A 16124-nucleotide genomic window follows, 5' to 3' on the forward strand; every position below is an offset into this window, starting at 1 on the left:
AATCAATAAAAAGACCCCAACACCTAGGGCATTGAGATCTTTTCAAGCTAAAAGTCTTTAAGTACTTTTTTATTAAACCCCAAATGCGGTTCTTAGTACGTAGAAAATAACAATAGCAAGGCCTGCGCCCACTGGCAATGTAATTACCCAAGAAACTACAATGTTTCTAATAACACCCATGTTCAGTGCGGCAATACCGCGTGCCATACCTACACCCAACACCGCCCCCACTAAGGTTTGCGTAGTTGAAATTGGTAAGCCTGTACCAGATGCAATTACAACAGTTGAAGCAGCAGCTAATTCAGCAGCAAAACCACGGCTAGGGGTTAAATGTGTGATCCCTTCGCCAATCGTTTTAATTACTTTTTTACCTAAAATAGCTAAACCAGCCACAATACCAAAACCACCTAGTGGTAATATCCACCAAGCAATAGCCGCTTGTTTTGCAATTTCACCGTTGTTTTCAACAATACTTACCACAGCCGCAAGAGGACCAATAGCATTAGCAACGTCGTTAGAACCATGAGCAAATGCCATACAACAAGCCGTTAAAACCATAAGTACTGCAAAAACTTTTTCAACGTTATTAAATTGCATTTTTTTATCGGCCTGAGGGTCGATTTTTAAACGTGAAATTGCAATTTTACCAATAAAGCCTACTACTACTGCAATCGCAATAGATAGACTAATACCTTCCACTGTGCCTAAGTTAATACCAATATGTTTTAAGCCTTTTTTAATTGTCACAAGTGACATAATAAAGCCAGCTAAGCCCATATAAATTGGCACGAAACGTTTAGCATTTTTAAGCGGAGTAGCCGTATCAAAAATAAGCTTTTGTGCGCTCATAAATATTAAGTAGGCAATAAAACCCGATATAGCAGGCGTTACTATCCAACTACCAACAATTCCTGCAACCTTGTTCCAATGAATCGCTTCACTGCCTACTGCAACTAAAGCAAAACCTATAATAGCGCCAATAATAGAGTGAGTAGTTGATACTGGCCATCCTAAGAATGATGCCATTAATAGCCAGGCGCCTGCTGCAAAAAGCGCAGAAATCATACCTAATATCATTAATTCAGGAATATCCATAAATGGCGTTGAATCAATAATGCCATTACGAATTGTCGATGTAACTTCGCCGCCGGCCAAGTAAGCACCTGCAAACTCAAAGATCATCGCGATAAAAATCGCTTGTTTAATCGTTAGCGCTTTAGAGCCTACTGATGTGCCCATTGCATTGGCAACATCATTTGCGCCAATACCATAAGCCATAAAAAAGCCAACTGCTGCGGCAATTAAAATTAATACCGTGCCGTAAGATGCAATGATATCCATTGTGTAACCTTAATCTATCGTTTTTGAACTGATTTTAAATTAACGAGCTAACATCAGCTCAAGACGTGATCCTACGCGCTCTGCAATATCTGCAAGCTCGCCAACCCATTCAATGATCTTATATAAAAACATCACATCAACCGGGTTTAACTCACCTTCTACTGCGCGTAGTTGGCGGCGTATTTTAATTTGCATTTCATCCGTGTCTTGTTCTATGGCATCCAATTCAACGAGCATTTTTTCAACCAAGGCCACTTCGCGACCTTTAAAACCTGTTTCTAATAACTCTTCTAACTCATTTATCGCATTAGATGCTTGTTTAGTAGCATCAACACAACGTGTTAAATAAGCTAAAAAGTCGATTTGAATTACTTTTGGTATGATCATCTCACGACCAATTACACGCCCTGCAATGTCTTTTGCTTTATTGGCAATTTTATCTTGCTGGGTTACTAATTCGAGCAGATCTGTACGCTCTACCGGCATAAATAATCCACGCGGTAGTTGTAAACGTATATTTCTTTTCATTTCATCGGCTTCACGTTCTAAATTACGAATGGTTAAACGTAGCTCTTCAGCTTGTTGCCATTCTTCTTTAAATACGTGATTAAAAAAAGGAATCAAAGCTTTACTAGCTTGATGAACCTTTCGAATATGTTCTTCCATTGGTTTGATAGGAGATTTTGCAAATACTCCTAGAAACGCGTTAGTTTGCATAACTGACCCTTAAATCAATTTAGTATGCTGTGCGGCATGAATTTTACAGTATTAAGCTCGATTGTGAACGCTTTTTATTGCTCAACCGCCAGCAAACTAAAAAAAAATTATAATTCGTCGTTGTAATAAAAAGGACTAATTAAAAAAATTATAAAGACTTTTCTATATCTTCTTGAGATGTATGACGAATATCTTTTCCATTAACAAAATAAATAATATATTCAGCAATATTTTGACACCGATCACCAATGCGTTCTAATGAACGAACTGACCACACTAAATCCATAATTTTCGGGATTGAGCGCGGGTCTTCCATCATATAGGTCATAATTTGACGAATAATGGCTTCGTACTCTCTATCAACTTTAGCATCCTCTTTGTGTACTTCAAATGCACGTTGTACGTCCATACGTGCAAATGCATCAAGTACATCGTGCAACATTTTTGATACTTGGCGTCCCATATTTTCAATATTTACTAATAAAGCCTGTTGGTCTTTAGTAAATGAATCTAATGCAACTTTAGCAATTCGCTTTGCTTCATCGCCTATACGCTCTAAATCAGCAATGGTTTTTGCAATAGCCACCACTAAACGCAAATCGCTTGCAGCAGGCTGACGCCTGGCAATAATTCGCGTACATTCTTCGTCAATACTTACTTCCATTGCATTAACTTTATAATCATTCTCTCGCACTTTTTGCGCAAGCATAGCATCATTTTGGCTCACTGCATCTAACGCACTGTTAAGCTGTTGCTCAACCAGCCCGCCCATACTAAGCACAAGGTTGCGTACGTTTTCTAATTCTTGATTAAAACGGCCAGAAATATGCTTATTAATGTTATGTTCCATCGTTATTATCCTATCAATATTGTACACATAATATCGGCTGAATTAGCCGTAACGACCGGTTATATAGTCTTCTGTTTTTTTCTTATTAGGCGTTGTAAATAAAGTATTGGTGTCTGAGTATTCAATTAGCTCCCCCATATACATAAACGCCGTTTGGTCAGAAACCCGGGCGGCCTGTTGCATATTATGGGTAACAATTACCACTGTAAACTTGCTCTTTAAATCGTTAATTAGCTCCTCTATTACTAAAGTAGAAATAGGGTCTAGTGCCGAGGTAGGTTCATCAAGCAGTAATACTTCTGGCGAAATAGCAATTGAGCGCGCAATAACTAAACGTTGCTGCTGTCCCCCCGACAACCCAAAAGCGCTGTCGTGTAGCCTGTCTTTTACTTCATCCCACAGCGCTGCACCACGCAATGATTGCTCAACTACTTCATCTAATTTACGTTTGTCTTTAATACCTTGTAAGCGCAAACCATAAACCACATTTTCATAAATTGATTTAGGAAAAGGGTTAGGTCGCTGAAATACCATACCTACGTTACGACGCAGCGCCGCTACATCAACGCTTTTATCGTAAATGTTTTGTCCATGTAGCAGTATTTCACCTTCTATGCGGCAAATATCAACTAAGTCGTTCATGCGGTTAATACACCGTAATAAGGTTGATTTACCACACCCCGACGGGCCAATAAAGGCTGTTACCTGGCCCTTTGGAATATTCATATTTACTTTACTCAGCGCTTGTTTATCGCCGTAGTAAAGATCGAGATCTTTAATCTCTAACGCTGTTTGCTCTGTGGTTAAATTATCTAAGTCTAACTTCAAGCTGGTATTGGCTTGATTTACTTTTGGAGCGACTGAAATCATGTTTGTTACCTATTAAATCTTATTAAAGCTCAAGCGATCTGAATTTTTCACGTAAATGATTACGTATACCAATAGCGGTTATGTTGAGGGTAATAATTACCGACACTAATAAAAATGCCGTTGCATATACCAGCGGTCGCGCCGCTTCAACATTCGGGCTTTGAAAGCCAACATCGTAAATATGAAAACCTAAGTGCATAAACTTTCTGTCTAAGTGAAAGTATGGAAAGTTACCATCAAGCGGTAACGTAGGTGCCATTTTTACTACACCCACCAGCATTAATGGCGCTACTTCACCTGCTGCACGCGCAACAGCCAGTATTAAACCTGTCATAATTGCTGGGCTTGCCATAGGTATAACAATACGCCATAAGGTTTCTGCTTGTGTGGCACCAAGCGCTAATGATCCGTGGCGTACTGTACTTGGAATACGCGATAGTCCCTCTTCAGTGGAAACAATAACCACAGGCAAGGTAAGTATTGCCAGTGTTAAAGCCGACCACATAACACCTGGTGTACCAAATACCGGAGTAGGTGATGACTCAGGATAAAATAATTGGTCAAGGCTGCCACCTAGCATATAAACAAAAAAGCCTAAGCCAAATACACCATATACAATAGAAGGTACACCGGCTAGGTTAATTACCGCAATACGGATCATCTTAGTTACCGCATTTTTAGCCGCGTATTCATGCAAGTAAATTGCAGCAACCACCCCAAATGGCGTCACAATAACAGCCATTAGCATAACCATAAACACGGTACCAAATATGGCCGGAAATACGCCACCTTCGGTATTTGCTTCGCGAGGGTCGTCTGATACAAACTTACCTAATTGGATAAAGTAATGGCCCAGTTTGGTTAAAAAGCTCATGTCGTTTGGAAACCACACATCTAATACTTGATACAATGGAATGGTGACTATTTCGCCGCGCATATCTTTAACCATAACTTGGTCGCGCTGTGCTTGTTTACGCAGTGCAAACAGTTGCTTTTCGAGCACCGCATACTCGGCACGTAGTTCTGCACGCGCCTCTGCAAGCTCAGCAACACGTTCGTCTGTAAGTTCATTATCAAGTAAGTAGGATTTTTCTTTTAGCCTTAGACGTTCCAGTTCATAGTTAATATGACCAATATCACCGTTTTGTAAATCAAGTGCTTCGTCGTTTAAATCAACTGCCCGTTCAACTAGCTTATGTAAATAGGCTACCTTATCGCCGGTAACAGGTTGTCCGTCTTCAATTACGCCTTCTACGTAGCCATAAAAATTACCATTTTTGCTACGCTCAAACACGGCAAGGGTGGTAGGCGTTGATTGGTTTTTTATGTCGGTGTTTAATATCCAACGAAAATCTAAATCTACATATTCACGGTTACCGGTTTTAATTAATAACCGCTCAAATTCTTCCCTATCATATGCCGAAACATCAACACCGGTTGCCGCTAAACGCGCTTTGGGTACTAATTCTCGATCGTAAATTTCACCAATAATAGTTTGTTTTGCAATTGAGCCTTCCAGCTCAAATTGCACTACTTCAGAAGGCCAGAAAAAGCTTAACCCTTTCCACGCTATCATAGCTAATAAACCAATTACTGAAATTAAGCTGATGCTCACCGCACCACCGGTCATCCAAATCCAAGGAGAACCAGACCTAAACCACTGCTTTACCATGTCGTGTTCTCCACTTACATTGAGCTGTATTTTTCACGCAGTTGCTGACGAACAAACTCAGCAATGGTGTTAAAAACAAAGGTAAATATAAATAATACAAATGCTGCTAAAAACAATATTCTGTAATGCGAACTACCCACTTCCGACTCTGGCATTTCAACCGCAATATTTGCCGCAAGCGTACGCATTCCCTGAAACACACTCCAATCCATAATCGGGGTATTACCGGTTGCCATAAGCACTATCATGGTTTCGCCTACTGCGCGGCCAAGGCCCATCATTACCGCAGAAAATATTCCAGGGCTGGCGGTAAGTAATACCACGCGTATCAGTGTTTGCCACTGTGTTGCACCCAGTGCCAGTGAGCCATTAGACAAATGCTTAGGCACGCTAAATACCGCGTCTTCCGCAATCGAAAATATAGTAGGAATTACAGCAAAGCCCATAGCAATACCCACTACCAAGGCATTACGCTGATCGAAGGTCATGCCAAGCTCGTTAGTTAAATATTGGCGCACGTTACCATCAAACATCCACAGCTCAACAGTTTCGCTCATCGCAAACGAAAACCAACCAATAAATAACACTACCGGTATAAGTATAATGGCATGCGATCCTTCAGGAATTTTATGGCGAATATTGGCTGGTAATTTAGTCCAACCAAGCGCAGTAGCCAAAATACCTAAAGGTAATAACACCAGTAAGCCGACTATGGCTGGTAAGTGCTGCTCTATTAAAGGCGCTAACCATAGGCCCGCTAAAAACCCCAAAATAACGGTAGGAAGTGCTTCCATTATTTCTACCGTTGGCTTAACCACTTTACGCAGTTCACTCGACATAAAGTAAGCGGTATAAATAGCAGCAGAAATCGCGATAGGTACGGCAAATAGCATGGCGTAAAATGCCGCCTTTAAGGTACCAAACGAAATAGGCACTAACGAAAACTTAGACTCAAAGTCGTCACTGGCTGAGGTTGATTGCCAAATATAACCTGGCTCTGGGTAACCTTCGTACCACACTTCTTGCCAAAGTGCAGACCAAGTAACTTCTGGGTGTTCGTTATGAATTTCTAATACGGTTAGTTTGTTGTCGGCAACAATTAGCGCTGCATTTGCACGCGGTGCTATAGCAAAGCTTTTAATTGCTCCTTCGCTTACTTTGCCTTGCCACAATTTTGCTTGGCTTGTGGTGTAATAAACACCTAACTCACCATTACTACTGGTAGTAAAAAAGGTACGGCGGTAAAACTCAGTAAATACGTTTAACTTACTTTGCTTTGTTGTTTCAAATGAACGAATTTTTTGATATTCACGGCCACTGTCGGTATTTATTTCAAACCACTGTGATACCTTTCCATTATCGTTTGCCAACATAAGTGAGTTAGCACCCGCAAGTAATTGCGCCGCAACAATATTGGCATTTTCTTCATTGGCAGACAGTAATTGAATTTGCTCTACTTCGCTTGGGTCACGCGTATCGTAAACATAAATTTGATTAGCTGAGCGCACAAATACCCGGGTAGTATCTGGCGACATAAGTAACTCATCTACTCGCCCAGCAACATCTAGTTCGGTGCGTTCCACAAGCCATTCAACTTCACCGCTAAACATGTTTTCTTCAGCAACAAAGCTACTAAATAAAACGCGCTTGTCGGCTGTTAGCGCAACAACGGCTGTTTTGTCTTCAAAGTGGCTAAATGCAAAACGCTTTATAGCAGCACCTTGCTCGTCTACTTCTAAAGCAAGTTCGCCTAGCGGATAATCTAAACGCGGAGTTAATTTACGTTCGTTATTTGGAAACGTCACCATAAATTTAGGAATAACAATTTTTACACTGCCATTTTCTAAACCATATGCATATTGCCCCTGAAACGGTGCACTGGTAGCAAAGCTACTCACATCGCTAGGCAGGGTTACCTCTAGCGTTTTTAGCTTTTTACCAAAGTTAGCTTTTTCAACACTATAAAAGTCAACACTCCCTTGCTGGCTTAATAAATAAGCAACTTCAGTTTGTTCCTCAACGCCTACTCCCACTATTTGCTCTGCGTTTGTAAGATTAAAACTGTCGCGCTTTTCAACTTTAGCTGATTCAAAAATTGGCTGTACTATATAAAGAAGGTAGAAAAAAATTAATAGCAGCGCTATTAATACCATTACTCCACCTACGGTTATGCCAAACTGGGCAAGTCGGTCTTTAAATAGACGGCTTCGATCCGTATTAAAAGTCGGCTTATTCGGATTGGAAGTCATCAAAACATCCTTTAATCTTAACGTTGCAGTGATTATATTTCATCAAAGTGACAGTAATGTTACAGCGGTAATAATTATTTACCGTGTAATTTAAATATCTTTAAGATCAAATAGCAGCCGTGTTTATGCAGTATTGATGAACTAAATATTATATTTATTGGACAAAGTATTTATCGAGGTCAATACTCAGGAAGCATTTAGTTAATAATTATGGTTTGTTGCAAGGGCTGCACTGTAGGATTAAAGGTCTAACTTTAGCAACTAAATCATAATATTTAACCTGAACTCTGAATAGAGTTAAACAACACTTAATGCCTATGCATTACCTTATTTGGGCTTTAAAGAAGAGAACTATTTATGAAGCAGTTGGTTATAACCATTTTAGGACAAGATCGTCCTGGTTTAGTAGAGAGCATTTCATCCGTTATTTTAGAAAATCATGGCAACTGGCTAAGCAGCAACTTGAGCCATTTGCTCGGTCACTTTGCAGGTATTATTCAGATTGAAGTTAGTGAAGAGCATTTTCAGGCACTGCAAAATGCGCTCAATGCTCTGCCTAAACTTGATGTACGTATTGAAACAGGCAATACAGAAATAGAACCCGCCACACGTGAGCAACTTAACTTTGTTATTACCGGTAACGATCGCCCGGGTATTGTGCAAGAGCTTGCAAGTGTAATTCGTCATAAAGGAGCCAATATTACTCACTTAAACTCAAGGCAACAAAGCGCACCTAATTGGGGCGTGCCTATTTTTAGTGCTGTTGCTACAGTAACACTACCTAATGGGTTGAATAAAGAAGAAGTAATTAATGCATTAGAGTCGATAACAAGCGACTTAATTGTTGATGTAGAAAAGGTTTAACAAAATAACGGCGCTACACACCATAGTGTAGCGCCGTTATTTTTATTAGTTTTAACTGTATATAAATTTACATAACCTGAACTCTGGTTAAGAGATTTACTAACGTATTGAATCATAGTTATATTTAATTTTATTTTCTCTAGCTAGAAATTTTCAGTGAAAATAAGGCGAATTTACGCGTCAATAGCTGGCCTATTGCAAGAAAATTCAACGCAGTTAGCGCTGAAAATAGCTGCTTAAGATAAGTTTATTATCCGGAGATCAGGTTACATATCTATATGTCGGTTTATGCTTTGTACCATTTGTTTTAATCCTTGGTACTCAAGCTGCAGTATTTGTCCGAGTTTTTCTTTACCGTCTGCAGTTTGTGTTTTTCCCTCTAAGTACTCATAAGCATTTATTACTTTTTGATGCTGATCAGACAAATAGCCCTGAATAGCTTGCTCATCTAATTGGGTACTTCGATCTAAATCAGTAAAATTCAGTAGCTCTGGATTTTCTGCAAAATACTCATAGCAGTAGGTATCTAACGTATTTATGGTGGTGATTGCTTTAAAGCCAATTAAATCTTCAGCGAGTTTTTTTTCGTATTTAGTACAGTAATCAACTAATTGAGTATTATGCTCACCTAATAGTTCCCGCACACTAAAAAAGTTGGCCGCCATTTGTGTATGAAACAAAATAGTCCAGTCATACATTTGTTGAATTGTTTTAACTTGCATCTGCATTCCTTACTTAAGCTGAGTAAACATAGTAATGCGTAAATCGTGCCATATAAAAAAGTGAGCAATATCAATAGCAAAGTTGCAGGCTATGTAACTTAATACTGTTTTTCAGTATAAGTTACATAACCAATGTAAATATTATAGGTCGCGTTTGCGCCACAATAAATACGTTGCCGGTATTACTAATAAGGTTAAAACAACCGCACTAAACATACCCCCTACCATAGGCGCTGCTATGCGGCTCATTATTTCACTGCCCGTGCCAGTGCCATAAAGTACCGGTAATAAACCTATCACTATAGTAGCTACTGTCATCATTACGGGGCGTACTCTTAGCCCTGCGCCCTCTGTTATTGCTTGCTTAAGCTGCTCATAATTAAGCGGCACACCAGTTTGTTGTGCTTGGGTAATTTTTTCTTGGTAGGCCTGATTTAAATACACCAGCATGATCACCCCAATTTCTACGGCCACCCCTGCAAGTGCAATAAAGCCCACCCCAACAGCCACCGAAAAGTTAAAGCCTTCTAGGTACATTAGCCATATTCCGCCAATCATCGCCAACGGTAAAGTAACGATAATAATCAATACCTCCGCAAAGCTTCTAAAGTTCAGATACAGCAGCACTACAATAATAGCTAACGTTAGTGGTAATACGTAAGCAAGCTTATCTTTAGCACGCTGCATATATTCATATTGCCCAGCCCAGGTAATTGAATATCCTGCTGGTAGTATCAATTGCTCATGCAAAATTTGCTGGGCGTTTTCTACATATGTACCAATATCAATATTTTCTATATCAATAAAGCTCCAACCATTTAAGCGGGCATTTTCACTTTTTATTCCGGCTGGGCCATCTTCAATAAATACCTTAGCAACATCGGCTAAAGCTATACGCTGCCCGGCTGGAGTTACAATAGGAAGTAACATTAGCTCCTCAGGTGAATCGCGGTAACCTTGCGGGTATCGTAAATTTACCGGATAGCGCTCTTGCCCTTCTACGGTTTGGGTGACATTTGTGCCGCCAATAGCAGTAGCTACAACTTGCTGTATATCGGCAATATTTAAACTATAGCGCGCCGCTTTTTCACGGTTTATATCTACCTTAATATAACGCCCACCAGCAACTCGCTCAGAATAAACGGATGCCGTACCCGGTACATCTTTTAAAATGCTTTCAATTTGTTGACCTATTTTTTGAATTTCACTCAATTTAGGGCCAGCAACTTTAATCCCCACCGGGGTTTTAATGCCGGTTGCTAACATATCAATACGGGTTTTTATTGGCATAACCCATGCGTTAGTTACCCCAGGAAACTTCACTAAACTATCTAGCTCTTTTTTGAGTTTATCTAGGGTCATACCTTCGCGCCATTGATCTTTAGGCTTGAGCTGAATAAAGGTTTCTATCATGGTAAGCGGCGCTGGATCTGTGGCGGTTTCTGCTCGCCCTACTTTACCAAATACAGTTAGTACCTCTGGCACAGTGGCAATTAATTTATCGGTTTGCTGTAACAACTCCCGCGCTTTACCAATCGAAATACCTGGATAAGTAGTTGGCATATACATTAAATCGCCCTCATCAAGGGGGGGAATAAACTCACTCCCCATTTTATTTACAGGATAAAAGCCAATCACTGCAATCAACGTAGCTAAGGCCAAAGTTGCTTTAGGAAACTTAAGTACTGCGTTAAGTAATGGTTTATAAGCATTTACCAGCATGCGGTTAACCGGATTTTTTTGCTCTGAAATTACTTTGCCGCGAATAAAGTAACCCATAAGCACCGGTACTAAAGTAATTGCAAGCCCAGCAGAGGCAGCCATAGCATAGGTTTTAGTGTACGCCAGCGGGGAAAACATACGCCCTTCTTGCGCCTCTAAAATAAATACCGGCATAAAACTTACCGTAATTATCATTAAGCTAAAAAATAATGCGGGGCCGACTTCACTGGCCGAATCGATCACCACTTGCCAGCGGTTCTCATCGGTTAGTGGGGTTTTTTCCATATGTTTGTGCATATTTTCAATCATCACTATAGCGCCATCGGTCATAGCGCCAATTGCAATGGCAATACCGCCAAGCGACATAATATTGGCATTAATACCTTGCCAATACATAATTAAAAATGCTGTTAAAATACCCAGTGGTAGAGTAATAATCGCTACTAAAGATGAGCGCACATGAAACAAAAATACAATGCAAACCAAAGCAACCACAACCAACTCTTCGAGTAATTTACTGCTTAAGTTATCAACTGCATCTTTAATCAAGTTGGAGCGGTCGTACACGGGTACAATTTCAACTCCCGCTGGTAACCCTTTTTTTAATGATTCGAGCTTTGCTTTTACCAGCTCAATGGTTTTTTGCGCGTTTTCACCGTATCGCATTACCACTACGCCACCAGCCACTTCGCCTTCGCCATTAAGTTCGGCAATACCACGGCGCATTTGCGGCCCTAGACGAATATCGGCCACATCACGCAATTGCAGTGGTGTGGCATTAGTATTTACACCTAAAGGAATCGCTTCTAAATCGGCGACACTTTTAATATAGCCGGTGCTAGTAACCATGTATTCAGCCTCGGCCATTTCGACTACCGATGCGCCCATTTCTTGATTGCCTTGGGCAATGGCAGTTTGAATTAAGCTCAGTGGAATGCCATAAGCTCGTAACTTATCGGGGTCAACCGTAACTTGGTACTGTTTTACCATGCCCCCTACTGAGGCAACCTCAGATACGCCAGGTACGGTTTGTAATTCAAATTTTAAAAACCAATCTTGTAAGCTGCGTAATTGGCTAATATCGTGTTGATTAGTTTTATCTACCAGTGCATATAAGTAAATCCAACCAACACCGGTGGCATCGGGGCCAAGCTCTGCGCTGGCTGTAGCTGGCAAGCGGCTCGCTACTTGGCTTAAATATTCTTGTACTCGGCTACGTGCCCAGTACAAATCGGTTTTTTCATCAAATATTACATATACGTAAGAGTCTCCAAAAAATGAAAAGCCCCTTACTGTTTGCGCTCCTGGCACCGATAACATTGCGGTGGTAAGTGGAAAAGTAACCTGATCTTGCACTACTTGCGGTGCTTGCCCCGGATACGAGGTTTTAATAATTACTTGCACATCTGATAAGTCGGGCAAGGCATCAACTGGGGTATTTTTAACAGCAAATAAGCCCCCGCCAATTAAAATAACGGTCAGTAACAACACAAAAAAGCGATTAAGAACGGACCAACGTATAATTGCAGCTATCATATTGCCTCCTAATGCGCGTTATGCAATTGCATAGTGTGATTACCTGATGCGCTTGTAGAGTGCTCACCATTTATGTGGCTAATCACAAACTCCCCTTGCTGCAAACTAAAGGTAAAGTTTATTTGTTGCTGCGCTGCAAGTGCGGTTAAATCTATATCATCTGCAAAGGTAAAATCGAGCCTTGCAGGTTCGCGTCCCCATTTTTCTATTGCACCACGGCTAATATTTGCTATGCGCTGTGCTTTATCAATACTGTTAATTGTGCCCAAAACAGTTGCTGTATTTTTTTCGCTATTTGTTACTGTGCTTTTCATTATATGAATAGCCGTTAATACATAACTGCCATCAGCTTGCTTAGTCAGCTCAAAATGTAATGTTTGGCCATTTTCAAAAGCAGTAAAGTCAACATCATCAGCAACCGTAAAGTCCATTGTCATACTAGGCCAATCAAGTTCAGCTATCGGCTCATGGCTAATATTAACCATACGATGTTCCGCCATAATGCTATTAACAATGCCCTCGCTCCATACAGAGCTAACAGCTTGAGGGGCTTGCATACGTTTAAAGTCTGAGCTTTTACTTGATTCTGAATCTAATAAAAATTGCGCCGAAACCACCACGTCATCATCTGCCATTATTCCTGATAATATTGCGGTGTTTTTACTGTCACTTCTGCCCATTTCTACAGCCACAGATTTAAAACGCCCCTCGCCCAAGGCAACCACTACACGGTTTTGGTTACCGGTGCGGATCACCGCTTCTTTAGGGACTACTAATTGCGCTTTATTGGCTTGAGTATGAATATTTACTTGGGCAAACATATTAGGCTTAAGTTTATGGCCTTCGTTATTAAAGCGCAGGCGCACTCGCAAGGTCCGGTTTTTAGCATCGAGTGTTGGGTAAATATAATCCACTTTACCCTGCCAGCTTTGGCCACTTAAATAATCAAGCGTCATGCTTACTGGCTGGCCAATCTTAATTAGCTCAGCTTGGCGCTCAAACACTTGCGCTTCAACCCATACCTCATCAAGCTTACCAATACTCATCATAGTGGTGCCGGGGTTAACATAAAAACCTTCGCGCACATTTAGCTCTTCAACTACGCCACTTTGAATGGCATAAAAGGTAATGTTTTGCATTACTTGCTTACTTTTTTGCAGCCGCTCTACAAAATCATCCGATATATTAAGTGACTTTAAGCGTGCTTTAGCTGCGCGAATAAGCACCTGATTGTTACGATTGAGCGCTAATAGAAACTCTTCTTGGGCATTCACTAATTGCGGTGAGTACAAGGTATAAAGTGGCTCACCTTGCTCAACACTGTCACCGGCTGCTTTGATATAAAGCGTTTCTAACCAACCCTCTACACGAGGGTGAATATGAATAAGTTGATCTTGATTATATTGCACATAGCCAACCGTTTTAACTTCATTTTGTAACGCTTTGTACTGTACTTTGGCGATTCTTACCCCGAGATTATTAACCACCGCTGGCGAAATAGTCACAGCACCTGGGCCATCTAAATTGCTACTACTGCCTGGTGCTTCATCGTAAACAGGCACTAAATCCATGCCCATTGGCGAAAGCCCGGGTTCATCACGTCGATAATTACTATCCATGGGTGCTACCCAGTACAGTGGTTGTTTTTCTGTGCTTGCTTTAATATCAGTATTGCTCGCGGGCATAAGCGATAATACTAATGCCGTTACTCCACCACCCACTACAGCTGCTATTAATAGTTTTAAATTAGTATTCACGATTTTGCTCTCCTAATTGCTCAAGCATCACAGCAGCGTCTTGGCTACTGGCATAATAATTTAGACGAGCAATAATAATTTGTTGGTCTATTTGAATATTTAAGCCGTCAATTTTGGCATTAAGCTCACTAATACGAGCACGCATAACTTCTGAAAAATCACCGTCGTCCCGCGTGTATGCATTGAGTGTGGCTTGGGCTTGCTCTGCCATTTGCGGTAATAACTTAGTTTGATAAAGCGTATCGCGTTTTTGTAGCTGCATTAATTGGCTAAACTCTTTGAAATACATCCCTTTTAACTTTTGTAGCGCTATTAACTTTTGAGTTTTAACTGCTTCAGCTGTCGCTATTGCAGCGTTAACTTGCTGATCTTGGCGGTTACTAGTAAATAACGGCAAATCAATACTTACCCCAACAGAGAGTAAATCGGCTCGTGAGTCTCCCATAGGCGTATCACCTCGATGGCTATAGCCCATATTTACTCCAAACTGCGGCTTATAACTTTGCTTTGCGAGCGCTATTTCTGTTTGCTTAGCTGTTACTGTTTGATCAATAGCAACAATCGCGGGATGCGCCATAAGTAACGACATTAGCGCCTCAAATTCCAGCGTGGTAAAACTAATTAACGGCTCAATAGCTGTGTTTTTAGTACTTACTGGTTGAGTTAGCATGCTCATTGGCAACCATTGCGACAGCCGTTTTTTAGCACTTTCAAGTTGCTGCGCTAGCATTACTAATTTATCTTCTAGGCGAGTGAGCTCTAACTGAGCGCGAATAATATCTTGCTGACGAGTTTTGCCTAGCGAGCTGGCATAACTTGATTCGGTTATATCAATCAGTTGCGAAAATAAGGCTTTATCTTGTTCGATAAGCGCAATGCTGCGCTGAGCTCTGTACGCATTAAGCCATGATTCAATAACAATTGTTTTTACTTGTGCAAGGCGATCGGCTCGCAACCAAGGATGTTGCTGCGCAGATTGTGCTAAGGCTTGCTGTTTTAATGCTAGGCTGTCGCCACGACTAAACATTTGGCTTACACCAATACTTAGCTGCGTCATACCTTCTTGATCTAAAGCAAAACCATCGGTTGGCACGCCCATTAAACCCAAAGTTAATACCGGATCAGGCAAACTACCTGCGGCTATACTTTGTGCTTGCTCTGAGGCTTGTTGGTACTGGCTTGCCTTTAGCCAAGGCTCATGGTTTAGCGCATACGAAAGCGCCTCATCTAGGCTAAGTTCATTGCTGTGTGCTGAGGTTGCAGTTCCTAGCATTAGCGCTAAAAAACTGACTTTAAATACTGCAAAGTGATTCATCACTTACTCCACTAAAATTAAAAGATTAACTTAGAGGCAGAAAAGGTGAATTAAACGACTTGACCTAATTTTAGGTACACCTATCCTGCAATTAAGCAGACATAGGGGGGCGGTATAGCGAGCTGACTAAATGGTGTTGGTTTTGTGAGGGATAGAGCTGTATTTTTTCAGAAATAATCAGTGGGGTGCTAAATAAACCATCAACACTCAACATTGAGTACGCTGAACAAGCATTAATTGGGCAATTACATTCTTGCTCGGTTGCTGCATCATCGCAACAGTCCATATTCATCATACTGACTGACATTTGCTGATGTACTTTTTCAGTTGCAACATTAGTTGCAGCATGCTGTGTTTGGCTCATGTGCGGCATTTCACATAGCATAGCAACAGACGCAACAGCCTGACCCACAAGCGTGAGTAACATAGCGATGATCAGTAAACTAGAGTAAATGCGTTGCAAAAAGTTGCCTTATTGAGGTTCTAGGTTCTAGGTTCCAGGTTCTAGG

Annotated in this window: 12 protein-coding genes; 1 reads left to right on the plus strand and 11 read right to left on the minus strand. The window is 40.9% G+C overall.

From position 1 onward, the window contains the following. Positions 1–72: 72 nt before the first annotated feature. From H5058_RS04160 to H5058_RS04185, 6 genes are all read right to left on the minus strand, one after another. Positions 73–1341: an inorganic phosphate transporter gene (locus tag H5058_RS04160; protein ID WP_041454322.1), complete on the minus strand. Its 1269-nt coding sequence runs from the start codon at positions 1339–1341 to the stop codon at positions 73–75. 39 nt (positions 1342–1380) lie between these two features. Beyond that, complete coding sequence (locus H5058_RS04165) at positions 1381–2058, minus strand: TIGR00153 family protein (protein ID WP_011327026.1); 678 nt, start codon at positions 2056–2058, stop codon at positions 1381–1383. Between the two features lie 148 nt (positions 2059–2206). Continuing rightward, positions 2207–2908 (minus strand): phosphate signaling complex protein PhoU, encoded by a 702-nt coding sequence (gene phoU, locus H5058_RS04170; protein ID WP_011327025.1) that lies wholly within the window; start codon positions 2906–2908, stop codon positions 2207–2209. Positions 2909–2950: 42 nt separating this feature from the next. Continuing rightward, entirely contained in the window at positions 2951–3778 is an 828-nt protein-coding gene (gene pstB, locus H5058_RS04175; protein ID WP_011327024.1) for a phosphate ABC transporter ATP-binding protein PstB, read from the minus strand. Between the two features lie 22 nt (positions 3779–3800). Beyond that, positions 3801–5450 (minus strand): phosphate ABC transporter permease PstA, encoded by a 1650-nt coding sequence (pstA, locus tag H5058_RS04180; RefSeq protein ID WP_011327023.1) that lies wholly within the window; start codon positions 5448–5450, stop codon positions 3801–3803. 14 nt (positions 5451–5464) lie between these two features. Further along, positions 5465–7699 carry an ABC transporter permease subunit gene (locus tag H5058_RS04185; RefSeq protein ID WP_182677004.1) on the minus strand — a complete coding sequence of 745 codons (2235 nt, stop codon included), beginning with the start codon at positions 7697–7699 and terminating at the stop codon, positions 5465–5467. 357 nt (positions 7700–8056) lie between these two features. On the opposite strand from H5058_RS04185, the gene H5058_RS04190 reads away from it, so the two are divergent. Further along, on the plus strand, positions 8057–8563 hold the full coding sequence (locus H5058_RS04190; RefSeq protein WP_011327021.1) for a glycine cleavage system protein R: 507 nt from the start codon (positions 8057–8059) through the stop codon (positions 8561–8563). A 266-nt stretch (positions 8564–8829) separates the two neighbouring features. Here the strand turns inward: H5058_RS04190 and H5058_RS04195 are convergent, their stop codons facing one another. From H5058_RS04195 to H5058_RS04215, 5 genes are all read right to left on the minus strand, one after another. After that, positions 8830–9285, minus strand: coding sequence for a hypothetical protein (locus H5058_RS04195; protein WP_011327019.1), 456 nt, complete (start codon positions 9283–9285; stop codon positions 8830–8832). A 141-nt stretch (positions 9286–9426) separates the two neighbouring features. Continuing rightward, a complete protein-coding gene (locus H5058_RS04200; protein ID WP_179807615.1) occupies positions 9427–12543 on the minus strand; it encodes an efflux RND transporter permease subunit in 3117 nt (1038 codons plus the stop codon). 8 nt (positions 12544–12551) lie between these two features. Continuing rightward, positions 12552–14300: an efflux RND transporter periplasmic adaptor subunit gene (locus tag H5058_RS04205; RefSeq protein WP_182677007.1), complete on the minus strand. Its 1749-nt coding sequence runs from the start codon at positions 14298–14300 to the stop codon at positions 12552–12554. Then, entirely contained in the window at positions 14290–15615 is a 1326-nt protein-coding gene (locus H5058_RS04210; RefSeq protein ID WP_182677009.1) for a TolC family protein, read from the minus strand. The genes H5058_RS04205 and H5058_RS04210 overlap by 11 nt, the downstream gene beginning before the upstream one ends. Positions 15616–15706: 91 nt before the next feature. Continuing rightward, the gene (locus H5058_RS04215) at positions 15707–16078 is read right to left on the minus strand and encodes a hypothetical protein (protein ID WP_011327015.1); all 372 of its coding nucleotides are present in this window, start codon (positions 16076–16078) and stop codon (positions 15707–15709) included. Positions 16079–16124 lie beyond the last annotated feature (46 nt).

This window comes from Pseudoalteromonas sp. SR45-4 (genome assembly GCF_014163535.1).
Lineage (GTDB): Bacteria > Pseudomonadota > Gammaproteobacteria > Enterobacterales > Alteromonadaceae > Pseudoalteromonas > Pseudoalteromonas nigrifaciens.

Bases quoted from the DNA above. Each gene is read 5' to 3' on its own strand.
- H5058_RS04160 (WP_041454322.1), bottom strand. From the start codon at position 1,341: ATGGATATCATTGCATCTTACGGCACGGTATTAATTTTAATTGCCGCA.
- H5058_RS04165 (WP_011327026.1), bottom strand. From the start codon at position 2,058: ATGCAAACTAACGCGTTTCTAGGAGTATTTGCAAAATCTCCTATCAAA.
- phoU (WP_011327025.1), bottom strand. From the start codon at position 2,908: ATGGAACATAACATTAATAAGCATATTTCTGGCCGTTTTAATCAAGAA.
- pstB (WP_011327024.1), bottom strand. From the start codon at position 3,778: ATGATTTCAGTCGCTCCAAAAGTAAATCAAGCCAATACCAGCTTGAAG.
- pstA (WP_011327023.1), bottom strand. From the start codon at position 5,450: ATGGTAAAGCAGTGGTTTAGGTCTGGTTCTCCTTGGATTTGGATGACC.
- H5058_RS04185 (WP_182677004.1), bottom strand. From the start codon at position 7,699: ATGACTTCCAATCCGAATAAGCCGACTTTTAATACGGATCGAAGCCGT.
- H5058_RS04190 (WP_011327021.1), top strand. From the start codon at position 8,057: ATGAAGCAGTTGGTTATAACCATTTTAGGACAAGATCGTCCTGGTTTA.
- H5058_RS04195 (WP_011327019.1), bottom strand. From the start codon at position 9,285: ATGCAAGTTAAAACAATTCAACAAATGTATGACTGGACTATTTTGTTT.
- H5058_RS04200 (WP_179807615.1), bottom strand. From the start codon at position 12,543: ATGATAGCTGCAATTATACGTTGGTCCGTTCTTAATCGCTTTTTTGTG.
- H5058_RS04210 (WP_182677009.1), bottom strand. From the start codon at position 15,615: ATGAATCACTTTGCAGTATTTAAAGTCAGTTTTTTAGCGCTAATGCTA.